Annotated in this window: 28 protein-coding genes; 19 read left to right on the forward strand and 9 right to left on the reverse strand. The window is 32.1% G+C overall.

Annotated features, from left to right (window positions below; all coding sequences use genetic code 11):
* Nucleotides 1-45 precede the first annotated feature (45 nt).
* Nucleotides 46-534, reverse strand: a complete 489-nt coding sequence (locus tag N7659_RS01405; protein ID WP_263275459.1) for a prolyl-tRNA synthetase associated domain-containing protein — start codon at nucleotides 532-534, stop codon at nucleotides 46-48.
* A gap of 169 nt (nucleotides 535-703) precedes the next feature.
* Here N7659_RS01405 and N7659_RS01410 point away from each other — a divergent pair, with 169 nt between their 5' ends.
* The 10 genes from N7659_RS01410 (at nucleotide 704) to radC (ending at nucleotide 7,027) form a co-directional block, all read left to right on the forward strand.
* Nucleotides 704-1,342 (forward strand): GDSL-type esterase/lipase family protein, encoded by a 639-nt coding sequence (locus N7659_RS01410; protein ID WP_263275460.1) that lies wholly within the window; start codon nucleotides 704-706, stop codon nucleotides 1,340-1,342.
* Nucleotides 1,343-1,357: 15 nt separating this feature from the next.
* Complete coding sequence (locus N7659_RS01415) at nucleotides 1,358-1,750, forward strand: hypothetical protein (RefSeq protein WP_263275461.1); 393 nt, start codon at nucleotides 1,358-1,360, stop codon at nucleotides 1,748-1,750.
* A gap of 57 nt (nucleotides 1,751-1,807) precedes the next feature.
* Nucleotides 1,808-2,200, forward strand: a complete 393-nt coding sequence (locus N7659_RS01420; RefSeq protein ID WP_263275462.1) for a hypothetical protein — start codon at nucleotides 1,808-1,810, stop codon at nucleotides 2,198-2,200.
* Nucleotides 2,201-2,258: 58 nt separating this feature from the next.
* Nucleotides 2,259-2,651 (forward strand): hypothetical protein, encoded by a 393-nt coding sequence (locus tag N7659_RS01425; protein WP_263275463.1) that lies wholly within the window; start codon nucleotides 2,259-2,261, stop codon nucleotides 2,649-2,651.
* A 62-nt stretch (nucleotides 2,652-2,713) separates the two neighbouring features.
* On the forward strand, nucleotides 2,714-3,106 hold the full coding sequence (locus N7659_RS01430; protein ID WP_263275464.1) for a hypothetical protein: 393 nt from the start codon (nucleotides 2,714-2,716) through the stop codon (nucleotides 3,104-3,106).
* A gap of 57 nt (nucleotides 3,107-3,163) precedes the next feature.
* Nucleotides 3,164-3,556 (forward strand): hypothetical protein, encoded by a 393-nt coding sequence (locus N7659_RS01435; protein ID WP_263275465.1) that lies wholly within the window; start codon nucleotides 3,164-3,166, stop codon nucleotides 3,554-3,556.
* 62 nt (nucleotides 3,557-3,618) lie between these two features.
* Nucleotides 3,619-4,008, forward strand: coding sequence for a hypothetical protein (locus N7659_RS01440; protein WP_263275466.1), 390 nt, complete (start codon nucleotides 3,619-3,621; stop codon nucleotides 4,006-4,008).
* 251 nt (nucleotides 4,009-4,259) lie between these two features.
* Nucleotides 4,260-5,084, forward strand: coding sequence for a Cof-type HAD-IIB family hydrolase (locus N7659_RS01445; RefSeq protein ID WP_263275467.1), 825 nt, complete (start codon nucleotides 4,260-4,262; stop codon nucleotides 5,082-5,084).
* Between the two features lie 37 nt (nucleotides 5,085-5,121).
* Nucleotides 5,122-6,270, forward strand: a complete 1,149-nt coding sequence (locus N7659_RS01450; protein ID WP_263275468.1) for an AI-2E family transporter — start codon at nucleotides 5,122-5,124, stop codon at nucleotides 6,268-6,270.
* A 76-nt stretch (nucleotides 6,271-6,346) separates the two neighbouring features.
* On the forward strand, nucleotides 6,347-7,027 hold the full coding sequence (radC, locus tag N7659_RS01455) for a RadC family protein (RefSeq protein ID WP_263275469.1): 681 nt from the start codon (nucleotides 6,347-6,349) through the stop codon (nucleotides 7,025-7,027).
* A 27-nt stretch (nucleotides 7,028-7,054) separates the two neighbouring features.
* On the opposite strand, the gene N7659_RS01460 is transcribed toward radC, so the two are convergent.
* The 5 genes from N7659_RS01460 to N7659_RS01480 all read right to left on the reverse strand — a co-directional run bounded on the left by N7659_RS01460 (nucleotide 7,055) and on the right by N7659_RS01480 (nucleotide 10,911).
* Nucleotides 7,055-7,696 (reverse strand): redox-sensing transcriptional repressor Rex, encoded by a 642-nt coding sequence (locus tag N7659_RS01460; protein ID WP_263275470.1) that lies wholly within the window; start codon nucleotides 7,694-7,696, stop codon nucleotides 7,055-7,057.
* 119 nt (nucleotides 7,697-7,815) lie between these two features.
* Entirely contained in the window at nucleotides 7,816-8,163 is a 348-nt protein-coding gene (locus N7659_RS01465) for a DUF1831 domain-containing protein (protein ID WP_263275471.1), read from the reverse strand.
* A 1-nt stretch (nucleotide 8,164) separates the two neighbouring features.
* Nucleotides 8,165-9,280 (reverse strand): cysteine desulfurase family protein, encoded by a 1,116-nt coding sequence (locus N7659_RS01470; protein ID WP_263275472.1) that lies wholly within the window; start codon nucleotides 9,278-9,280, stop codon nucleotides 8,165-8,167.
* Nucleotides 9,281-9,282: 2 nt separating this feature from the next.
* A complete protein-coding gene (locus N7659_RS01475; RefSeq protein WP_263275473.1) occupies nucleotides 9,283-10,260 on the reverse strand; it encodes a ribose-phosphate diphosphokinase in 978 nt (325 codons plus the stop codon).
* Between the two features lie 81 nt (nucleotides 10,261-10,341).
* Nucleotides 10,342-10,911, reverse strand: a complete 570-nt coding sequence (locus N7659_RS01480) for a CYTH domain-containing protein (protein WP_263275474.1) — start codon at nucleotides 10,909-10,911, stop codon at nucleotides 10,342-10,344.
* Nucleotides 10,912-11,007: 96 nt separating this feature from the next.
* On the opposite strand from N7659_RS01480, the gene N7659_RS01485 reads away from it, so the two are divergent.
* The 5 genes from N7659_RS01485 (at nucleotide 11,008) to pepC (ending at nucleotide 15,828) form a co-directional block, all read left to right on the forward strand.
* Nucleotides 11,008-11,679: a GTP pyrophosphokinase family protein gene (locus N7659_RS01485; RefSeq protein WP_263275475.1), complete on the forward strand. Its 672-nt coding sequence runs from the start codon at nucleotides 11,008-11,010 to the stop codon at nucleotides 11,677-11,679.
* Nucleotides 11,654-12,487, forward strand: a complete 834-nt coding sequence (locus N7659_RS01490) for an NAD kinase (RefSeq protein WP_263275476.1) — start codon at nucleotides 11,654-11,656, stop codon at nucleotides 12,485-12,487. The genes N7659_RS01485 and N7659_RS01490 overlap by 26 nt, the downstream gene beginning before the upstream one ends.
* Nucleotides 12,484-13,374: an RluA family pseudouridine synthase gene (locus N7659_RS01495; protein WP_263275477.1), complete on the forward strand. Its 891-nt coding sequence runs from the start codon at nucleotides 12,484-12,486 to the stop codon at nucleotides 13,372-13,374. The genes N7659_RS01490 and N7659_RS01495 overlap by 4 nt, the downstream gene beginning before the upstream one ends.
* 10 nt (nucleotides 13,375-13,384) lie before the next feature.
* Entirely contained in the window at nucleotides 13,385-14,368 is a 984-nt protein-coding gene (gene pta, locus N7659_RS01500; protein ID WP_263275478.1) for a phosphate acetyltransferase, read from the forward strand.
* Nucleotides 14,369-14,496: 128 nt separating this feature from the next.
* Entirely contained in the window at nucleotides 14,497-15,828 is a 1,332-nt protein-coding gene (gene pepC, locus N7659_RS01505; RefSeq protein WP_263275479.1) for an aminopeptidase C, read from the forward strand.
* Between the two features lie 36 nt (nucleotides 15,829-15,864).
* Here pepC and N7659_RS01510 read toward each other — a convergent pair whose 3' ends face one another.
* From N7659_RS01510 to N7659_RS01520, 3 genes are all read right to left on the reverse strand, one after another.
* Nucleotides 15,865-17,472: an ABC transporter permease gene (locus tag N7659_RS01510; protein ID WP_263275480.1), complete on the reverse strand. Its 1,608-nt coding sequence runs from the start codon at nucleotides 17,470-17,472 to the stop codon at nucleotides 15,865-15,867.
* Entirely contained in the window at nucleotides 17,469-18,215 is a 747-nt protein-coding gene (locus tag N7659_RS01515; protein WP_263275481.1) for an ABC transporter ATP-binding protein, read from the reverse strand. Before N7659_RS01515 ends, N7659_RS01510 begins: the two co-directional genes overlap by 4 nt.
* A 118-nt stretch (nucleotides 18,216-18,333) precedes the next feature.
* A complete protein-coding gene (locus tag N7659_RS01520; protein ID WP_263275482.1) occupies nucleotides 18,334-19,062 on the reverse strand; it encodes a hypothetical protein in 729 nt (242 codons plus the stop codon).
* A gap of 175 nt (nucleotides 19,063-19,237) precedes the next feature.
* Between N7659_RS01520 and adhP the strand changes: the two genes are divergently transcribed.
* From adhP to N7659_RS01540, 4 genes are all read left to right on the forward strand, one after another.
* A complete protein-coding gene (gene adhP, locus N7659_RS01525; RefSeq protein ID WP_263275483.1) occupies nucleotides 19,238-20,254 on the forward strand; it encodes an alcohol dehydrogenase AdhP in 1,017 nt (338 codons plus the stop codon).
* 128 nt (nucleotides 20,255-20,382) lie between these two features.
* Entirely contained in the window at nucleotides 20,383-21,108 is a 726-nt protein-coding gene (locus N7659_RS01530) for an ABC transporter ATP-binding protein (protein WP_263275484.1), read from the forward strand.
* Nucleotides 21,105-22,631, forward strand: coding sequence for an ABC transporter permease/substrate-binding protein (locus tag N7659_RS01535; RefSeq protein ID WP_263275626.1), 1,527 nt, complete (start codon nucleotides 21,105-21,107; stop codon nucleotides 22,629-22,631). The genes N7659_RS01530 and N7659_RS01535 overlap by 4 nt, the downstream gene beginning before the upstream one ends.
* Before the next feature lie 177 nt (nucleotides 22,632-22,808).
* Nucleotides 22,809-23,969, forward strand: a complete 1,161-nt coding sequence (locus tag N7659_RS01540) for an MFS transporter (RefSeq protein WP_263275485.1) — start codon at nucleotides 22,809-22,811, stop codon at nucleotides 23,967-23,969.
* The last annotated feature ends 138 nt before the right edge of the window (nucleotides 23,970-24,107 follow it).

Raw genomic sequence — 24,107 nt, forward strand, 5'->3', positions numbered from 1 at the left:
AAAAGACAACCATTGTATTTTGGTTGTCTTTTACTATGAAATCATTTATAAGTCCACAACATGAATGAAATAGCCCAAGTGTTTTATAAAAGCAAGTAAATCATTCGTTGCAATAAAAATCGTTTTATCATTAGTGTTGGGATGAAAACTCATTTTTTCTTCTGAGAGAATTTCTTGATCAAAATAAACCTTAATATCACGATTAGGATTAAACAATAAACCAAAAGGAGAGACAATCCCAGGCTCCAGTGACATTTTCTCAAAAATAAGTTGCTCAGAAGCTAATTTGATTCTCTTTTCTTTAATAATTTCTTTAAAATGGTCTAAATTTAAACGTTTCTGATCATCCATAACAACTAAATAAAAGGCTGTTTTTTTCTTATTGGTCAAAAAAAGTGTTTTTGTTCGAACGCCCTCAATTCCTTCAATGAATGCATCTGCTTGCTCAGTTGTTAAAGCAGGTTCATGAGAAACGATGTCATAAGGTATTTTTAAGCTTTCAAGCTTACTAATTAATTCCTGATATAATGTCATAGTAACCTCCTTTATTTTTAATTGCTTCTAGTTTCATAGTAGCTTTTTTTTAACCTTTCAGCAAGTTTTAAAAGCTAATCTTACTAGAGAATCTTATGGTATAATAGGTTAAGTTAAGTATTGCATTCAAATGATAATTAACATGATATATCTAGGAGGTCAATTAGCAATGGCTGATGAAAAAATGTTGCGCTATTATTTTAAAATCCAAAATGATAAAAGACAAGCCTACAAAATCGAAAACAGGTGCACTTTAAGATTCCCAGAAGTTATCTTTATTGGTGATTCAATTGTCGAATTTTTTAGATTAGAAGACTATATTAAAACCCAAAAAGTTGTTGCTAATCGAGGCATTTCTGCTTACACGTCAGATATCTTACTAAAGTATTTAGACACCCACATCTTTGGTGATCAATTGAAAACAGTTTTTATTTTAATTGGTACTAATGATATAGGTATCTCTATTAGCAAAGAAAAGACAATAACAAACATGACTCAAATCATTGAAAAAATCAAGGAAAATTACCCGTCTGTTACTATCGTTTTGCTTGAAATTCTTCCTGTAAACACAAGAGTTTTTGATTTAAGCAGATTTGGCATGAGAGATAATAAAACAATCTCAGACTTAAATCGTGCTTATGAAGAGTTAACAAATAAGTTTGATTACGTTTCTCTTTTAGAAACATATGACGCTTTTTTAGATAATAAAGGTGATTTAAAAGTTGACTTTACAAAAGATGGTCTACATTTGTCAGATAAAGGTTATCAAGTCCTTGCAGAGTTGATTAATCAAACTGAGTATCTATAAGAATTGGAGGCTGTATTGAAAAAGAAGTTACTTTTTATCCTTATAGCATTAGTGCTAGTCGGTGGAATATTTATAGCTTTTTGTCTAAATAACAGTAAAATAGAAGAAGATACTTGGATGAGAAAACAAGAAGATCGAGTCGCCTTGTATTTTATTAATCGCTACGAATTAACCAATGGTGATGATATAGAAGAAATTGAGATTGTACAATTTGAAAAAAATTCAATGACTGGCTATTGTAGAGTTGTATTGTCTGCTAACAATAAATACAATATTGCTTTTTCTCTAAATAGTGATAACGACGAAATTAGAACTTCAAACTATCTCCCAGAAAATTTCAAAAAAAAACCTATTGATGATAATTTAACTGAATTACCTATCAAAATGAAATATATAGAGAGGGAGTAGAAATTTCTTTCTACATCTATATGTACTTTAATGAGAATCATAAACAAGGAGGCTGTATTGAAAAAGAAGTTATTTTTTATCCTTATAGCATTAGTGCTAGTCGGTGGAATATTTATAGCTTTTTGTCTAAATAACAGTAAAATAGAAGAAGATACTTGGATGAGAAAACAAGAAGATCGAGTCGCCTTGTATTTTATTAATCGCTACGAATTAACTAATGGTGATGATATAGAAGAAATTGAGATTGTACAATTTGAAGAAAACTCTATGACTGGTTCTTGGAGGATTACACTATTGGTAAACACAAAGTTTTATATTTCGTTTTACGAATATGAATCTACTGGTGAGATATGGACAAGTAACTATTCATCTAAAGAGTTTAATAAGAAGAAAATGATAGACAATTTTTCAGAATTACCATTAAAAATAAAATATTTAGAAGGAAAATAATTTCATCATTTTCTAGAAATAATAATCAGAATTATTAACTATTAACAAGGAGTCTGTTTTGAAAAAGAAATTACTTTTTATCCTTATACCATTAGTGATAATTGGTGGAATATTTATAGCTTTTAGTCTAAACAACACTAAAAAAGAAGAAGACAGTTTGACGAAAAAAGAACAAGATCGCATAGCTTTGTACTTTGTTAATAATTATGATTTAGCTAATGGTAGTGATATTGAAGAAATTGAAGTAATTCAATTTAAAAAAAACGTGACGGCTGGTTATTGGAGAATCACACTTCTTGTTAACAATAAGTTTAAAATTTCATTTGCTATATACACTTCTGATAGTGAAATTATAACATCAAACTATTTGCCAACAGAATTTATAGATAAAACAACTATTGGTACTTTAACTGAATTACCAGTAAAATTGAAATATATAGAGAGGGAGTAGAAATTTCTCTCTATCTATATGTATTTTAACCAGAATTATTAATTATTAACAAGGAGTTTATTTTGAAAAAGAAGTTACTTTTTATCCTTATAGCCTTAGTGTTAGCCGGTGGAATATTTACAGCTTTTAGTCTAAATGACACTAAAAAAGAAGAAGATGCTTGGATGAGAAAACAAGAAGAACGAGTTGCTTTGTATTTTATTAATAATTTTGATTTAGCAGATGGTAGTGACATTGAAAAAATAGAAGTAGTTGATTTTGAAAAAAATTCAATGACGGGTACTTGGTGGATTACTCTTTGTGTAAATAATAAATATAATATGGATTTTTCACTAACCAAATCTAATAATAATCTTCGAACATCACACTATTCACCAATAGATTTTATAGATAAAACAACTATTGGTAGTTTAACTGAATTACCAGTAAAATTGAAATATATAGAAAGGAAGTAGAAATTTTTCTCTTTATCTATATGTACTTTAATGAGAATTATTTACAAGGAGTCTGTTTTGAAAAAGAAGTTACTTTTTATCCTTATAGCATTAGTGTTAGCCGGTGGAATATTTACAGCTTTTAGTCTAAATGACAATAAAAAAGAAGAAGATACTTGGATGAAAGAACAAGAAGATCGAGTTGCCTTGTATTTCATTAATCGCTACGAATTAACCAATGGTGATGATATAGAAGAAATTGAGATTGTACAATTTGAAAAAAATTCAATGACTGGCTATTGGAGAGTTGTATTGTCTGCTAACAATAAATATAATATTGCTTTTTCTCTAAATAGTGATAACGACGAAATTAGAACTTCAAACTATCTCCCAGAAAATTTCAAAAGAAAACCTATTGATGATAATTTAACTGAATTACCTATCAAAATGAAATATATAGAGAGGGAGTAGAAATTTCTCTCTATCTATATGTATTTTAATCAGAATTATTAATTATTAACAAGGAGTTTATTTTGAAAAAGAAGTTACTTTTTATCCTTATAGCCTTAGTGTTAGCAGGTGGAATATTTATAGCTTTTAGTCTAAATGACACTAAAAAAGAAGAAGATGCTTGGATGAAAGAACAAGAAGATCGTGTCGCTTTGTATTTTATTAATAATTTTGATTTAGCAGATAGTAGTGATATTGAAGAAATTGAAGTAATTCAATTTAAAAAAAACGTGACGGCTGGTTATTGGAGAATCACACTTCTTGTTAACAATAAGTTTAAAATTTCATTTGCTATATACACTTCTGATAGTGAAATTATAACATCAAACTATTTGCCAACAGAATTTATAGATAAAACAACTATTGGTACTCTAACGGAACTACCTATTAAAATAAAATACTTGGAAAAATAGAGAAATGATTACTGATAATGATTATAATAAAATTTCTGAAGTAGATAAAAATAAAAAAGCAGTAAAACTCTTATAGTAGAAAGAAGTAAAGTAGTAAAAATTATCTTGATTTATAAGTTTTATTGAGTAGTAATAGTGATCAATGAATGAGTGGTGCTTTTTCTTGCATCACTATTTTTGTGTCATTATGGTATAATATTGTAAAAGAAAATCATCTTACGATGATTATTTTGAAAGGATGTTGTTTTTAAATGGCTGTAAAGCTAATTGCTTGTGATATGGATGGGACCTTGTTAGATAACAAAGGTAGTTATGATCGTTCTCGTTTTGAAAAGATGTTAAATTCACTCAAAGAAAAAGACATCAAATTTTTGGTAGCAACTGGTAATAATATAGGACGTCTCTCTTTAATGTTTAATGGCCTTTTTGATGATTTAAGTTTTGTTGCTGAAAATGGGTCACACTTGTTAGAAAATGGAAAAACATTTGCTCGTAAAGGTATTTCAGATGATCTTGTTTGTGATTTTTTAGACTTTTACCATGATAAATTAGTTGATTACCGTGTGATGATTTCTACTGCCGAATCGTCATATGTTCTTGAAGGTGCAACATTTGATTTTTCAAGATCAGCCATCGAAAAAGAACAACTTGATAAGTTTTTAAGTCGGATAAAATTGCTTAAATCATTTTCAGAGTTACCAAACGAACCTTTTTTGAAAATTAATATGGCAATTCCGGTTAAACATGAAAATGAAATTATTTCATCTTTCAACCATAACTTCAAGGGCCCTTTAACAGCAGTAACCAGTGGTTATGGTGCTGTAGATGTCACACCTAAAGGAATCCACAAAGCTTGGGGAATCGAGCAATTTATGAAAAAATGGCATATCAAGCCAGAAGAAGTGATGGCTTTTGGCGACGCTCCTAATGATATTGAGATGTTAAAACTTGCAAAATATTCATATGCCATGGCAAATGCACCACAAAATGTGAAAGACAGCGCTCGTTTTCTTGCTCCAAGTAATCGTGATAACGGTGTTTTTAAAATCATTGAAAAACAAGTACTTGGGCGTTAAAATGTTGTCTTTTTTACACATCATTTAAGGAGAAAAAATGAAGCTAAACAAAATTTATTTTTACTATGTTATTTTGACCTTTGCACTTTGCTATGCCATTATGACCTATTGGTCAACAGGTGAGGGAATTCTAAGAACTCTTTATCAAGCCTCTACCCCTTTTTTAATGGGTGCAGCAATGGCATTTGTCATTAATATTGTAATGACTGCCTACGAAAGATTATTTTCTATGGTTTTTCCACCTAAAAAACATGAAAAAATCCAAAAAACATTGGCCATGCTTTTGGCTTATGCGACATTTATTATTGTAGCAACCCTTATTTTTACTATTGTTTTACCAGATTTGATTGATAGTTTAAAATCTCTATTATCAATTAATCCTTCAGATGTTCAAAAAATTATCGATGATTTACAAAATAATGAATTAGTCTCTCGACTGCTAAAATTATTTGGAACCGAAACAGAGCTTAGTCAATTGATTAGTCAATACAGCAAACAAGTGTTAGAGCAATTTTTATCTGTCTTAACAGGTGTTTTGTCTTCTGTGACATCAATTGCTTCAACCCTATTATCTGTTTTTGTTAGTCTTGTGTTCTCTATTTATGTTTTAGGGAATAAAAAGAAACTTAAATACCAGTTTAATCTTTTAGTATCTACTTATTTGTCTAAATATGAGGAAAAAATTCATTACGTGACCGATATTTTGAACAAGCGTTTTCATAGTTTCTTTGTTAGTCAAACATTAGAAGCGATGATTCTTGGTAGTTTATCAGCTATTGGTATGATGCTTCTTGGCTTACCTTATGCTCCAACAATAGGCATTCTTATTGCCTTTACTGCCATTATTCCTGTCGTTGGGCCTTATATAGGGGTAACGATTGGTGCTATTCTCATTATGACACAATCTCTTTCCCAAGCTCTAGTCTTTCTCATTTTTGTCGTTATTTTACAACAATTTGAAGGTAATATTATTTATCCAAGAGTAGTGGGTGGCTCAATAGGTCTTCCGTCTATGTGGGTGTTACTGTCAATAGCGATAGGAGCATCATTATATGGTGTATTAGGAATGTTATTATCTGTTCCATTATCAGCCAGCCTTTATCAAATTATTAAGGATAATGTTGCTAAAAAACAGGCTAAAAAAGCTGGAGAAAAAGAAGTTGAAGCTAAAGAACAAACCTCATAAATGATTAACTAAAAAAACCTTATCCATTGGATAAGGTTTTTAATGTCTATAACGAATATTATGATAGAGGTGATTTATGTATAAGATAAAATTTGAAAAAGAAGCTATTTTACCAAGAGAGCGTTTAGTTGTAAAAGGCGCTGAACGTTTAAGTAACCAGGAACTCCTTGCCATTATTTTAAGAACAGGCAATAAAAAAGAGTCTGTTTTAAATATGGCAAATTCTATTTTGACAAAAGTGAAAACAATTGGTGCCTTTAAGCATCTCTCTTTGCAAGAACTCCAAGAAATTTTTGGCATAGGACATATTCGTTCCATTGAGATTAAAGCTATGATTGAATTTGCAACTAGAATCAAAGAAGCTGAGATAAAACAAACTGATCAATTACTCAGTAGTGAAAAGTTGGCTAGACAGATGATGTTAGAACTTGGTGATAAAAAACAAGAAGAACTAAGGGCTATCTATCTTGATACACAAAACAGAATTATTGAACAAAAAACAATATTTATTGGTACAGTGAGACGATCCATTGCAGAGCCAAGAGAAATTTTACATTATGCTTGTAAAGCAATGGCAACCTCACTAATTGTAGTCCACAATCATCCTTCCAATTCTTGTTATCCAAGTGAAAATGATCAACTCTTCACCGATAAAATCAAAAGAACTTGTGAAGACTTGGGAATTATTTTTTTAGACCACATTATTGTTGGTCAAACCAATTATTATAGTTTTCGAGAAGAAAATGATTTCTTTTAAAAAACAGTAGACGTTGTCTACTGTTTTTTAGTCTTCATTATGATTCATAAAGTATAATAGAGTTTGAAGTTCACTGGTTAAGTCGACATACTGAGCAACCACATTTTTTGGCAGTGTCAGATTAACTGGTGAAAAACTTAGAATACCTTTGATACCAGCATCAACTAGAATTTCAGCAACTTCCTGAGCTTTGTTGCTAGGAACAGTTAAAATGGCAGTTTCAATATTAGTTTTTTTGATATATTTTTTAATATCAGAAATGTCATAAATAGGTGTGCCATCAGGAGTGGTAGTACCAACCAAATCATTTTCCTTGACGTCAAATGCCATTGTAATTTTCATTTTATTGCGTTCATGGAAGCGATAATTTAAAAGGGCACCACCAAGTTTACCAACACCAACCAAGAGAACGTTAGTGATAGCATTATCATTTAGGATGTCCGCAAAAAAATTCATTAATTTTTGAACATCATAACCAAACCCACGACGACCAAGTTCACCAAAGTAAGAAAAATCTCTTCTAACAGTTGCTGAGTCAATACCTATTGCTTCGGCAATTTGTTTGGAGTTTGCTTTTCTAATATTGTCAGCATTAAAACGCTTAAAAATACGATAGTATAGTGATAGGCGTTTTGCAGTTGCATTTGGTATCATTTTATCAGAAGCCATTATAAATCTCTCTTTCAATCTTCATAAGACTATTGTAAAAAAAGGTTGTGAAAAATGCAACAAATAAAGCTTAAAATTTAAAATTATTTTTGAAAAAAGAAGCCTTTAAAGACTTCTTTTTATTTTTCAATTTTTTCAAAAATATCTCTTTCAACTAAACTATTCATTAAGAAATAAAATTTTTCTTGTAATATTTTATGATCTTCTGATTTAAAGATATTGACATGGCGTAAACCAGACTTATCTGTAATTGTTAGCTTAAAGCCTGTTAAATCAGAATTAATTGTGATTTTAAGAGGAAATCCTTCTTTTGAGTTGGGAACTTTTTCAAGCAAACGATTAAGCTCATAATGACCAACCTTGTTTTGAATAAAAGTCGTATCACGTAATGTATATTTTTTTACGTTAGGACTAATTCTGTAACTGTATTGACTATCTTCTAAATAAACTTCTTTTTCAAATGCCATTTTATTTACCTATAATTTCTTTTAATTTTGTTGTTAATTGAATGACTTCTTCAGTGGTATTAAATTCTGAAAAACTAATTCTAATGGATTCTTTTAACTTTTCTGAGTCTTTTCCATAAAAAGCTGCAAGAACATGACTCGGTTCTACATTACCAGCTGTACAAGCTGAACCAGTAGAAACTGCAAATCCAGCTAAGTCAAGTTGAGTTAATAAAATACTGTTATTAATTTTTGGAAAACCAATATTAATAATATGAGCAAGACCATCCTTGGGACTGTTGAGGTAGTATGATACGCCATCTATTTGTTTTAAAAAAAGATCTCTTAATGCAACAACATGTTGGTAATTCTCTTTTTGGTGAGACAAACTGTCTTCTAAAGCCTGAGCCATACCAACAAGGCCAACAAGGTTTTCAGTGCCAGCTCTTTTTTTATCTTCTTGATCGCCACCATGAAGCAATTTTATCATGTGTAGAGGTTTCGAATAAAGAATTCCAATACCAGTGGGACCATGAAATTTGTGTGCCGATAAGGACATGAGATCAATACCAAGTTCTTCAGGATAAACAGGAACTTTGCCAATGGCTTGTACAGCATCAACATGAAAAACAGCCTGATGATTTTTCAACAAGTCACCAATTGCTTTAATTGGAAATTGGTGACCCGTTTCATTGTTTGTATGCATAATGCTGACTAAAATGGTGTCGTCTCTTAAAGCCTCTTTTACTTGATTAGCACTGATTGTGCCATTAATTGGAGAGAGGTAGGTGACTTCAAAGCCATGATTTTTTTCCAAATAAGACATGACATCAAAAACAGAGTGATGTTCAACACTAGTAGTAATGAGGTGCTTACCTTTGTTCTCATTTGCTAAAGCATACCCTTTTATAGCAGTGTTGTTACTTTCAGTTGCACCTGAAGTTAAAATAATATTTTTAGCATTAACGTTTAAAAGTCGTGCTATTTTTTCTTTAGCTTCTCTTAATAGTTGATTACTTTTTCTGCCGTAACTATGAATACTAGAAGGGTTAGCAGGTGTAGAATTCATCACTTTAGTCATTTGCTCAATGACTGATGGTGTTAAAAAAGTAGTAGATGCATTGTCAAAATAAGGCATAATTAACCTTCTTCATTCTCAGCATGGTAAGCAAATAAGGGGCTGAGTGGTTGTTTTTCATGAATTCGAATAATAGCATCAGCAATAAGTTCACTTGCTGAAATATAGTGTGCGTTTTTAGGGATACGAACGTTTGAGCATACAGAATCTGTAATAATGATTTCTTTAATAGGAGCCGCTTCTAAAATATCAGCAGCACCACCAGCAAACAATCCGTGACTAGCAACTGCATAAATCTCTGTAACACCACCACGTTCTAAGATTTTTGCAGCTTCGGCAAAAGTTTTTCCAGTATTTAAAATATCATCAATTAAAATAGCCTTTTTGCCAGCAACATCACCAATGATGTATCCTTCTTCACGTTCACTATCATCCATAGAATAATCAATAATAGCTAACGGTGAATCTAAAATTTCAGCAAGGCCACGAGCACGTTTAATGCCAGAGTTTTTAGGACTAACAACGACGACCTCTTCACCAGTTAAGCCTTTTTCAACATAACTTTTAGCAAACAAAGGGATGGTGAAGAGATTATCTACTGGAATGTCAAAAAATCCTTGTACTTGAGAAGCATGAAGATCTAACGTTAAGACACGATCAACGCCAGCTTTTACAAGCATATTTGCGACTAATTTTGCAGTAATTGGTTCTCTAGCAGCAGCAATTCTGTCTTGTCTAGAATAACCAAAATAAGGAATAACAACATTAACAGAATGAGCACTGGCACGTTTACATGCATCAACCATAATTAAAAGTTCCCAAAGATGATCATTAACAGGGTAACTAGTTGATTGGATGATAAAAATATCATCACCGCGAACGCTCTCTTCAATGTTAATCATTATTTCACCATCTGAAAATTGTTTTGATGATAGTTTGCCAAGCGGAATACCAGCCGCATCGGCAATTTTTTCTGCTATTTCAGTATTAGAGGTTAGTGAAAAAAGTTTTAGTTGCTTGTCAGCGTAACGTTGTGTCATTATAGTTTTGCTCCTTTTTATGATAAGTCTATTTTAACAAAAAAGCTAAAATATTTCAGTGATTTTTTAAAAAGACTAAAATTAATTTCCTTGTAAATAGTGATAAACTCTTGCGACTTTACTTTTAGCATATTTAAATTGGATGTGATGGTCTTCTAAAAAGGTATCAAAATCTGATTTTCCCTTTTTGGCATCAGATACTTCTAGTTCTAACTCATAATCAGAGTTGTCTTCATAAGTATTGTGATCTAAGGCTAATAGCCCAATTTCAAGTCTTGTTTCACGTCGTTTTGTGGTTAAAGACCCCCAGACTTTAATTGTTGATAAATCAATTTTAGTATTGTCTAAAATATTTTTAATTTTAGAATCGGGAATTTTAAAATCTGTTATGAGTTCTTTTGCTTGATCTAATGTTAGTGGCAGATTATATTCGTAATTTCCTATTTTTTGAGGCACTTTTAGTGTCATTTCTGCTGAAGTTTGATAGGTTCTAATACGTAGAGACATTTTTTGCTTTTTAATCTCTTGATTAGGATTATCTATGTAATAATTGGTTTGTGTCACGATAGGAATATGGGCAAATAGATTATCAAGTGCCTGAAATTCCTCTTTACTTAGTAGTGTTTTATATTCTATCTCTAAATGATTCATACTCCGATTTCCTTTAACCCTTATTTTTATGGTATAATAAGTTGTTACATTAATTTTATAAAAAAGTTAATACTTTTACAAGAAAGGTGTGCTCTGATGATCGAAAATTGGGAAGAGTTTTTAGATCCTTATATTCAAACAGTTGGAGAACTTAAAATTAAGTTGCGTGGTGTCAGAAAACAGTTTAGAAAACAAAAACTACATTCACCAATAGAATTTGTCACAGGACGAGTTAAATCGGTTGAAAGTATTAAAGAAAAAATGCTTGTGCGTTCTATTAGTGAAGAAAACCTAGCAACTGACATGCAAGATATAGCTGGACTTAGAATTATGGTGCAGTTTGTAGATGATATCTATGAGGTATTAGAATTACTTAGAAACAGAAAAGATATGTCCGTTGTTATTGAACGCGATTACATCAATAACAAAAAAGAAAGTGGTTATCGTTCTTATCATGTGATTGTTGAATATCCGGTTGAGACGATTACTGGTCAAAAAAAGGTTTTAGCAGAAATACAAATTAGAACCTTAGCCATGAATTTTTGGGCAACAATTGAGCATTCTCTTAATTACAAATATAAGGGAGAATTTCCTGATGAAATTAAAGAACGTCTTGAAATTACAGCAAGAATAGCTTTTCAACTAGATGAAGAAATGCGTAAAATTAGAGATGATATTAGAGAAGCTCAGCTTTTATTTGATTCAGAGACTAGAAAATTAAACGATGGTGTAGGAAATAGTGATGACACAGATGAATTATACAGATAAGATAAGAGTGGCAATAATTGCTAATGGTAAATACGAAAGTAAACGTGTAGCCTCAAAATTATTTACCGCTTTTCGCAATGACCCTAAATTTTATTTAAGCAAAAAAAATCCCGATGTTGTCATTACTATTGGTGGTGATGGCATGCTCTTGTCAGCATTTCACATGTATGAAAATGAGTTAGACAAGGTTAGATTTGTTGGTATTCATACAGGACATTTAGGCTTTTATACCGATTACCAAGATTTTGAAGTAGATACACTCTTAAAGCGTTTACGCCTTGATAGTGGTAGTAAGGTGACTTATCCTGTTTTAAAAGTAACCATTACTTTGCTAGATGAAAGAGTGATTAACGCTCTAGCACTTAACGAAGCAACTATTAAACGCGTTGAAAAAACGATGGTTGCTGATGTGATTATTAATCATGTCAAGCTTGAGCGTTTTAGAGGTGATGGTCTTGCTGTATCAACGCCAACTGGTAGCACAGCCTACAATAAATCGCTAGGTGGTGCTATATTACATCCAACCATTGAAGCTCTTCAATTGACAGAAATTGCTAGTTTAAACAATCGTGTATATCGAACACTAGGAAGTTCTATTGTTGTTCCTAAAAAAGACAAGATTGAAATTATTCCTAAAAGAAGAGGCAATTATATCGTTTCAGTAGATAATCGCACTTTTTCTTACAAAAATGTTGCTAAAATTGAGTTTGAAATTGCTGAACAAAAAGCAAACTTTGTTGAGACGGTTAGTCACACTAGTTTCTGGCAACGAGTTAAAGATGCTTTTATTGGAGAAGATGACTCATGAGATTTGAATTTAAAGCAGATCGATCTTGCAAAGTGAAGAGTCTCTTAAAAGAGCATGATATTTCAAGAGGTTTGTTGGCTAAAATCAAATACAAAGGTGGCAATATCTGGGTAAATGGTATTGAGCAAAATGCCATCTATAATCTTAGTGAAGGTGATGTTGTTACCGTTGATATCCCTAACGAAAAAGCTTATGAGAAACTAAAGGCGGTTCCATTTTCCCTTGATATCGTTTATGAAGATGATCATTATCTGGTGATTAATAAACCAGTAGGTTATGCTAGTATCCCAAGTGCTATCCATGATAATACCATTGCTAATTTTGTGAAACACTATATTATCGAACAAGGTTATGACAATAAACAAATTCATATCGTCACTAGACTTGATAGAGATACTAGTGGGTTGATGTTGTTTGCTAAACATGGTTATGCTCATGCAAGACTTGATAAGCAATTACAGACAAAAGCCATCAAAAAACGTTACTATGCACTGGTTGAAGGAGAAGAAGACTTACCACAATTTGGTGAAATAACAGCTCCAATTGCTCGTGATATCGACAGTATTATCACAAGACGTGTTCATGAATCAGGTAAACCGGCTAAAACAAGTTTTCAAGTCGTTAAACAGTACGGTAAAGTGAAGCTTGTTGATATTGAACTTCATACGGGAAGAACGCATCAAATTAGAGTCCATTTCTCGCATCTAGGTCATCCATTATTAGGTGATGATCTTTATGGTGGCACTTTAGATAAGGGTATTAATCGCCAAGCGTTACATTGTCATTATTTATCGTTTGTAGACCCTTTTACAAATCAATTAATGTCCTTTTCAAGTGGCTTGACAGATGACTTTGAAAGAGTTATTCTATATTTAAAAAATCAATAAGGATGGTATAATGAAAACACTATTTGACACATTAACAGAAAAAATTGCTGGTAAAAATCTTAAAATTGTCTTTCCAGAAGGTGATGATGAGCGTGTAATTAGAGCAGCTGGTCGTTTGAAAGCTGAAGGTATTTTAGAACCAATTATTCTTGGTGATGAAGTATTAGTTAAAGCGCTTTTGATTGAACAAGGCTTTCCAATGAAAAACATCACCATCATTGATCCAAATGATTATGTTCACTTTGAATATATGAAGCAAGAATTCTTAGAATTACGTAAAGGCAAAGTCAATGAAGACCAAGCAGATGACATCTTAAAAGATGTTAACTACTTTGGTGTCATGCTTGTTCAAATGGGCTTGGCTGATGGTATGGTTAGTGGGGCTGCTCATTCAACTGCTGATACTGTTCGTCCTGCTCTTCAAATCATTAAGACCAAACCAGGTATTTCAAGAACATCAGGTGTTTTCATCATGAATCGTGAAACCACTAATGAAAAATTAATTTTTGCAGATTGTGCGATTAATATTGATCCAGCTGCAAATGAATTGGCAGAAATTGCAGTGAATACTGCTGAAACAGCTAAAATCTTTGACATCGAACCACGTGTTGCAATGTTGAGCTTTTCATCAAAAGGTAGTGGTAAATCTCCAGCAGTTGATAAGGTAGCTGAGGCCACTCAAATGGCTAAAGAGCTAGCTCCAAATCTTAACATTGATGGTGAATTACAATTTGACGCTGCTTATGTTCCAGCGGCAGCTAAAATTAAAGCACCTGGAAGCCGTGTGGCTGGTTATGCTAATGTTTTTGTTTTTCCAGATCTTCAATCAGGAAATATCGGATACAAAATTGCTGAACGTTTAGGAATGTTTGAAGCAATTGGTCCAATTTTACAAGGGTTAAACAAACCTGTTAATGACCTATCAAGAGGCTCAAACGACGAAGATATTTATAAATTAGCCATTATTACTGCAGCACAAGCTATTGAGAATTAATAATAAACAATGTCACCCAAACTAGATTAGTTTGGGTTTTTAGTCACTAATTTTTTTTTACTTGCATATCTTTATCAATATAATATAATAAAATAATATAAAGTTTTACAAACTTAGAGGAGGACAAAATGAAAAATATTACTAACGATTTTACTGAAAAATTATTTCAGCAGTATGAAGAAAATACAAAGTTTCATGCTGTTGAAAATGCCGTGACTCACAATGGCTTATTAAAATCTCTCGAAACACGTCAAAGCGCCATTGACAATCATTACGCTTTTTCTATCGACTTAACAAAAGACCCAGTAGCCAATCAAAAGGCTTCAGGACGCTGTTGGATGTTTGCTGCACTTAATACTTTCCGTCATAAATTAATTCATGATTATCACCTAGATAATTTTGAATTATCCCAAGCTCACACTTTTTTCTGGGATAAGTATGAAAAATCAAATTGGTTCTTAGAACAAATTATTGCAACAGCTGACCAGGAATTAGGAAGCAGAAAAGTTAAATTTCTTTTAGACAAGCCACAACAAGACGGTGGTCAATGGGATATGGTTGTTTCTCTATTTGAAAAATATGGTGTTGTGCCAAAAGACATTTATCCTGAGTCAATTTCTTCCAGTGCTAGTCGTGAATTAAACGTTTACCTTAATAAATTATTACGCCAATACGCACAAGAATTGAGAGAACTTGTTGGCTCAAAAGCGTCAACTGAAGAAGTTCAATCTAAAAAAGAAGGCTTTCTTCAAGAAATTTTTAACTTCTTAGCAATGAATCTTGGTTTACCACCACGTGAATTTAATTTTTCTTACAGAGATAAGAATGATAACTATGTGACAGAAAAAAACATCACACCTCAAGATTTTTATGACAAATATGTTGGCTTAAAACTGTCTGATTATGTTTCAATCATCAATGCACCAACTGCAGACAAGCCTTATGGTAAGTCCTACACTGTTGAACTCTTAGGTAATGTCGTAGGTAGCCGTGATGTTAAATATCTAAATCTTGAGATGGATCGTTTTAAAGAATTGGCCATTAAACAAATGCAACTTGGAGAAACTGTTTGGTTTGGTTGTGATGTTGGTCAATCAAGCGATCGTAAAAATGGTGTTATGGCCTTAAACACTTATGACTTTTCATCTAGCATGGACATCTCTTTGACTCAAGACAAGGCTGGACGCCTTGATTATAGCGAAAGTTTAATGACACATGCGATGGTTCTTACTGGTGTTGATTTAGACGACAATGGTCAGCCATTAAAATGGAAGATTGAAAATTCTTGGGGAGAAAAAGTGGGCGACAAAGGTTACTTTGTTGCAAGCGATGCTTGGATGGATGAATATACCTACCAGATTGTCGTTAGAAAAGAACTCTTAACTAAAGAAGAATTAGCTGCTTATGAGTCAGATCCTAAAGTTTTAGCACCTTGGGATCCAATGGGAGCTTTAGCCTAATAAAAAATAAGATTACTGAAAATCAGTAATCTTTTTTTATTTAAATTGATTCCAAAATCTTTTTTTAAGATGTAAATGTAAAAACAAAAGCAAAAGAATGATAACAAGAAGATCGACAATACTAACAGCTAAAGGAGATTGTCTTTTACTTAAAACTAGATTAGCAACAATGAGTATTGTCCCAATAATCATATTACCAAAGATTAAACCAATTGTTAACCATTTTCCTTTTCCTCTTGAAAATAATTGAGTGATATTTTGCCAATTAAGCGTTAACAATTTATAGTCTCTTTGATACATCCATTCCGAAAACACAAAAGATGAAAGTAAAAGTCCTATCATAAATGAGAGAAATAAAATGATTGGAATTTCTAAAAAGAAAAAGGCAATAACAGTGTAAATGAGAATTGGAAGTGACAACTGAATAAAAAATAATGACTGGAATTTTTGTTTAATAAAGTGTGAAAAATTGATAGGCAATGTTTTGATAAAATTAAAATTTTCACGCTCCAAAGAGAGTGCAACTCCTAGAAAACTTGACGGGGAAGACATAATACTCCCAAAAACAGTACCAATAAGAAAGGCAACTCCAAAATAAGAATAATCAAAATTCGAAACATTAGTATTATGTGAATTAAAGATAGGACCAAGAAATGAGATAGTCATCATCATTGGCATAATAAAACTCTGAACAATTAAAGTACCATTGTTTATCGTTGAAAGATGATGTTTCAATAACAATTTATTAGTATCTGTAGTGGTCGTTGTTTTTCTTTTAATGATTCTTGAAGTTTTTTGAGAATCAATGCTTTTTAATTGATTAATATAATTTGGTACCACATTTTTTTGGATATAGATAAGTAATCCTGATAGTAACGCTAATCCTAACCAGAAATTAAGGAGACTATCAATGCTAAATGGATTAACAACCACATCATAAAAGCCTCTAAAATATGGAATACTTGGCATCGAGAAACTATTATCTTCTATTGAAATATGAACGCTAACATTTTGTACAAAAATAATCATTCCTACAGAAAGAAGTGTTGAAACAATCATAATAGTTGTTGATATAATTTTTTTGTAAGGACTTTTAACAAGAATATTTCCAATAACATTAACTAGAATTAACCCAATGGCATTAACTAATATCACCAAAATGAGAATTAATATAATCGCAAGCAATATGCCTAGTAAGGACTGGGTTTGTTGAACAAAAGCAATACAAAATAAGATGAAAACTGGCATTAAAAACATTAAAGAAATACCTTGAGAGGATAATAGTTTAGCCAGATAAACTTCTTCTGATTTAAGTGGTAGTGCTAAATAAAGTTGACTATCTTTGCTGTCATAAAAAACGGAAAAGAATGTCGAAAAAGCATAGATAGCTGTAATCAATGAAAAGGTAGCAACTTGAAACGAGAATAGACCTGTCTGTTTCGTATAGTCGATACCTGCAAAAAGGTAAAACAAAATAGCAGTAAAAAAGATTGTTCCTAGTAGTTGTTGCTGCATCATTTTTTTATAGACAGCTATTTTTTTATGGGGATTTTTTTTCTGTTTATTTCTTAAAGCAGTAGCAGCTTGAGGATTGGTGTATAGAATATTAACTTTAATGAGTTCCCAAATGTTTGACCAATTCATTTAAGTTCACCTGCCTCTTGTCTCCCATTTTTTCCAGCCAATTCAAGATAAATAGTCTCAAGATCTTTATCTGGATAATTTTCTTTTAATTCTGATAAGGTCCCTACAAAAATTAGCTGACCTTTTCTTAGGATGCCGATGCGATCACAAAGTTGTTCAGCAACTGATAAGACATGAGTTGAAAAAAGGACAGTATTGCCTTTTTTAGCATGTCTTCTCATCATTTCTTTTAAATCAAAAGAAGCTTGTGGATCAAGCCCTGTTAAAGGTTCATCTAAAATCCAAATATCAGGATTTGGTATTAGTGCACCTATAATCATCGCTTTTTGTCGCATCCCGTGAGAAAAACTATCAATGGTTTCATATTGTTTGTCTGAAATATCAAAGAGACTGGCTAATTCATTAATTCTTTCTTCAGTAGTATCATCAGGAACACCGTAAATTTTTGCAATAAAATGCCAATACTCATTAGCAGATAAGTTGAGAAATATATCTGGGGAATCTGCAACATAGGCTATTTTTTTCTTAATGTCATCACGATTTTCAACAAGAGGTAAGTTATCAACAAATATCTTACCATAGCTTGGTTCAATAATTGATGTTAAAAGACTAATAGTAGTGGTTTTACCAGCACCATTGTGACCAATTAATCCAAAAATTTCACCATCATTAATGGTTAAATTAAGGTCGCTTAGTGCGTCAAAATCACCGTAACGTTTCGTGATGTGATCAAAAGTAATCATATTCTATTTTCCTTTCTCATTATTCAAAATTATTGTATCTAATAACTAATACAATGTCAAGTTTAAATTAAGAAAGGAGATAGTCACAACCATCAAAAAAAGGCTAATAGCCTTCTTTTTATAAATCGAACTCATCACTTTTGATAGATGCGCCTGAAGTCACATCAGACCAGGGTACAATAGCTTGACCTGTTTCATTAAGATAGTTTTCAAGAATTGGTTTTATATCAAGTACACTTTGGCTCATGCCTTTGTATTCATTGTTTATATCCTTCAGTGCCTGATAATGATGGATTAAAATTTTCTCAGAAGACATTGTTGGAATCGTTAGTGAAAATGAATCAGAGGATGATTTACTTAATTCAGTAACGATCCAATTGTCTATTGTTTCATTAGTTTTAGATTCAATAGAAAATTCATTGTCAGGACGATGATTTGTATAAGTTAATTGATTATTTTCATCGTAAATAGAAAGATTAAACGGCAAATAATCTAAAAGATTGTTTTTTAAGCCATTTAGAAATAAATAAAGACCATTACTAATCAAAAGAACATTAGCCACATCGCTAAAAGCTTGTGATACATTAGCAATATATATAGTCTTAAAAATATCTGGTTTTTCACTAAATAAAAGGGTTGGAAGAGAAGTGTTAATTTTTGTGAATGATAAAAGACCTGAGTAGTTCCCTTTATCAATTCTTTCTTCAAGAGAATTCTCACTTAAATCCATCACATCAATCTGACAAACAGTATTGAAAGATTTAGACATTTGTTCAAAGAATTTTTTTATAGTTATTGTTTCAGTTTTACTGTTAAAAACAGCTAATAAATTCACTTTTTTTATCATATCTTTATCATAATCACTTCTTTTAAAAAATGCAATAACAAAGCATCCCAAGTTGATTAACTAGTTAACAAAATATTGTTAAAAATGTAACAAAGTAATTGTTTTTAAAAATATTTTTTGTATAATTAAATTGTAAACGATTTCACAAAATAAACAAATTGAAAAGGAGAATGATATGAAAGCAGTTGTCGTTAATCAATTATCTAATGGTGTTGAAGTGGTTGAACATGACTTACCAAAAATTGGTCATGGTGAAGCTTTAGTCAAAGTTGAATATTGCGGTGTCTGTCATACAGATTTGCACGTGGCAAATGGTGATTTCGGTCAAGTTCCTGGACGTATTTTGGGCCATGAAGGTATTGGTATAGTCACTGAGATTGCTGATGATGTAACTTCTTTAAAAGTTGGTGATCGTGTCTCAATTGCTTGGTTCTTTGAAGGATGTGGTCACTGTGAATATTGTACAACAGGTCGTGAAACCCTTTGTCGAACAGTTAAAAATGCAGGATATAGTGTTGATGGTGGTATGAGTGAGTATGCATTGGTAACAGCTGACTATGCCGTAAAAGTTCCTGAAGGTTTAGATCCAGCTCAAGCAAGTTCCATCACTTGTGCTGGTGTAACAACCTATAAAGCTATCAAAGAAGGCGGTGCTGCTCCAGGTCAATGGATTGCTGTCTATGGGGCAGGTGGACTTGGTAATTTAGCCGTGCAATACGCTAAAAAAGTTTTCAATGCACATGTTGTCGCCATCGATATCAATAATGATAAATTGGAATTGGCAAAACAAGTAGGAGCAGATTTAGTTGTTAACGGCAAAGAAATTGAAGATGTCGCAGGCTTTATTCAAGAAAAAACTGGCGGATGTCATTCTGCTGTTGTTACCGCTGTTTCAAAAGTTGCCTTTAATCAAGCAGTGGATAGTGTTCGTGCTGGTGGTACAGTAGTAGCCGTTGGTTTACCGTCTGAAATGATGGATGTTTCTATTGTTAAAACCGTTTTAGATGGCATTAAAATTGTTGGTTCTCTTGTTGGAACCAGAAAAGATCTTGAAGAAGCTTTCCAATTTGGTGCAGAAGGACTTGTTGTACCAGTCGTTGAAAAATGTCCAGTTGATGATGCTCCTGCCATTTTTGATGAAATGGAAAAAGGGCTTATTCAAGGAAGAAAAGTACTTGACTTTAGCTTATAAGTTAAAAAAATTATATAAAAATGATGGCGATTTGCCATCATTTTTTAATTAAAATAATTGTTGATTTTATCTGTCTATGATAACATAAGAAAATAGGAAAAGTCCTATTTCAAATGAAAGGATGACAAATGATAAAATTTAAAAACATTATTAAAACGTATGATGATAATACAGTTATTAATAATTTATCATTAACGATAGAACAAGGAGAAATCTTTGTTTTGGTTGGTCCAAGCGGTAGTGGGAAAACAACCTTATTAAAAATGATAAATCGTTTGATTGAACCAACTTCAGGAAGTGTCTATTTCCAAGATCAGTTGATTCACGAACTTGTTCCAAGAGAGTTAAGATTGCAAATGGGGTATGTCTTACAACAAATTGCGCTTTTTCCTAATATGACGGTGGCTGAAAATATTGGCCTTATTCCTGAGATGAAAGGCTGGTCAAAAAAAGAACGGCTTGAAAAAACAACACTTTTACTTGATAAAGTTGGTCTTTTAGCCAGTAAGTATTTAAAACGTTACCCGAGTGAACTTTCTGGTGGTGAACAACAACGTATTGGGATTTTAAGAGCCATTATCACCAATCCTAAAGTCTTGCTAATGGACGAGCCTTTTAGTGCCCTAGATCCCATTTCAAGAAAACAACTACAAGATTTAACGCTATCCTTACAAAAAGAATTTGGAATGACGGTTGTTTTTGTAACACATGATATTGATGAAGCGCTTCGTTTGGGTGATCGTATTGCTGTTTTAAATAAGGGAGAAATTGTTCAAGTAGGGGCACCTGAAGAATTGCTTGACTCCCCTAAGAATGACTTTGTCAAAAGTCTTTTTAAAGGAGGAAGATTATAATGCCTTTAATTGACACTTTTAATGAAAGATTTTCTGATTGGACAAATGCCCTAGTCGAGCATCTACAGCTCTCCTTGCTGGCTTTGTTAATCTCTGTTTTCATTGCCGTTCCTTTGGCAGTTTTGCTCGCAAAAAATAAGAAAATTTCAGAAATTGTTTTACACATTGCTGGGATTTTTCAAACTGTTCCGTCATTAGCTCTTTTAGGCTTATTTATTCCTTTTATGGGAATCGGAACAGTTCCTGCTGTGTCAACATTGATTATTTATTCCTTATTTCCCATCCTTCAAAATACAATTACAGCCTTAAGAGGTATTGATCCTAGCTTGAAAGAAGCAGCAACAGCTTTTGGGATGACACGTTGGGAGAAGCTAAAGAAGTTTGAAATTCCATTAAGCATGCCTGTCATTATGTCTGGTATTAGAACTTCCGCCGTTATGATTATTGGAACAGCAACACTTGCGGCTCTTATAGGAGCTGGAGGATTAGGTTCATTTATCCTACTAGGTATTGATAGGAACAATACAAGTCTTATTTTAATCGGTGCATTGTCATCTGCCTTTTTAGCCATTATTTTTAATCTTGTCCTAGGTTATTTAGAAAAAGCAAAATTAAGACGAATAATGACAGTCTTTATGGCTATGATTGTTGGATTAACCATCAGTTTTCTCCCACAATTACACATGATGCCTAATCAAAATCAAAAAGAACTTGTTATTGCTGGTAAATTAGGACCAGAACCAGAAATTCTCATTAATATGTATAAAGAATTGATTGAAGACCAATCAGATATCAAGGTTACCTTAAAACCAAATTTTGGTAAAACAACCTTTTTATATGAAGCTTTAAAATCTGGCGATGTTGATATCTATGTAGAATACACTGGAACTGTGACATCAAGTCTTCTAACAAATCCAGTTGATGTTTCAAATGATCCTCAAGAGGTTTATGAATTAGCAAAAACTAATATCTACAAGCAAGATAAATTAGTTTATTTGAAGCCAATGCTTTTCCAAAACACCTATGCCTTGGCTGTTACAAGAGAACTTGCCAATCAATATAATTTAAAAACTATTTCTGATTTAAGTAAAGTCGCTCCAGAAGTGGTAGCAGGGTTCACATTAGAATTTAACGACCGTGAAGACGGCAATAAAGGGTTACAATCCTTATATGGTCTCAATTTAAACGTTAAAACAATGGAACCTGCTCTTCGTTATCAAGCAATTTCATCAGGAGATATTCAAATCATGGATGCCTACTCAACAGACAGTGAAATCAAAGAGTTTGACCTTGTTCTTTTAGAAGATGACAAGCAACTTTTCCCTCCTTATCAAGGAGCACCACTGATGCGAGAAGATACTCTTAAAAAGTATCCTGAAATTGAAGCCATTCTTGAAGAATTGTCTGGTAAAATAACTGAAGAAGAAATGAGTGAGATGAATTATCAGGTAAAATCTCAAGGAAAAGCTGCAAAAGACGTTGCACATGACTATCTCGTTAGTCATCAACTTATTTCGAAATAAAAAACTAGAGTAAAAACAGTCTCCTTAAAACGATTATAAGTTGACTCTAAAGACTATAAAAATACGAAGCTAAGAAAACTTCTCTTAGCTTTTTTTGTCTTTATTAATGGTTATAAAAATGGTAAACTAGAAAAACAAAAATATAACGTCATCTAGAGAGTAGTGGTAAACAAAAAAATGCTTAAAAAACGTCGAAAAGAGTATTTTAGTTATTTTCTTATGTATAACTTTTATTTTTTAGCCTGGTCTTTATTTTCGACCTTAATCTCAGTTTATCTTTTAAATATTGGTTTTAGACCTAGTCAAGTTTCAATGGTTGTGTCTATGTCTTTTTTGGCATCCATGGTCGGTCAGCCTATTATTGGTTATCTTAATGACCGCTACAATAACAAAAAAGTGATTTTAACCTTGTTTTTCTTGTCAATATTTGGAGGCATAGGCATGCTTTTGACAAAAAATATTTGGTTAATCACTCTTTGTTATAGTTGGGTTTTACTCACTTTAAATGGTAATAGCCCTGCTCTTGAACATATTGCTGCCACAGGTCAGTTTCCTTATGGACGTATTCGAATTTGGGGAACTATTGGTTTTGCGACAGGAGCACAATTAGCTGGTTTTTTATATGATCATATTGCGCCAAAAGCCATTTTTATAGCTTTTCTTATTGGTATTGTTCTTTCTTTTATTGGTGTTCTTGGCATACCCATTTCTGAGAAACACAAGAACGATGATATCTCCAAAAAAGTAAGTCCATTGCTACTTTTTAAGAATCAAACCTTCATCTATTATTTACTTGTTTCTGCCCTCATTTCTGGAGTTATGATGTCTGGCCATACCTTTGTTCCTGCACTTTTACAAAATAGTGGCTTATCTGTTGGTCATGCATCGTCTGTTGTGGCTATTGCAGTGATTTGTGAAGCACCATTAATCTTTTTTTCTTACTCTTTTATGGACAAATATAAAAGTAAAACCCTTCTTTTTCTGCCTGTTCTCTTATTTACGCTGCAGTATACTGTGTATGCCTTTGATAGTAGTATTTTTTTAAAAATTATTGTCACCTTGTTAGCAAAACACACGGGTTCCATGTTGTTTATCATGGTTAATCTTAAAATCATTTCCTCCTTAGTTGATAGAAAAATTATTATTACAGCATTAGCAGTAGCACAAACGATGTTAAGCCTATCATCTATCGTTTTTCAAAATATTATCGGTTTTATTTTAGATCACTTTAGTTATGAAATGATGTCATGGTTTTTAGTAGTCACACTAATTTTAGCCATACTATTGATTAGACTAATCCCCTTACCAGATGGTAAAGAACAACAATTATTTAGTTAAAAAACTCTTAGATTTTTCTGAGAGTTTTTTATTAAGTATATATTTAATTTTAAATAAGTATTGACTTAATATTATTATAATGATATTATTTAGTTAAACAATTGTTTAATGTTTTTATATAATATTAAAGGAGTACTT

Origin of the sequence: Streptococcus sp. CSL10205-OR2, from assembly GCF_025660655.1 — a bacterium.
Classification (GTDB): Bacteria; Bacillota; Bacilli; order Lactobacillales; family Streptococcaceae; genus Streptococcus.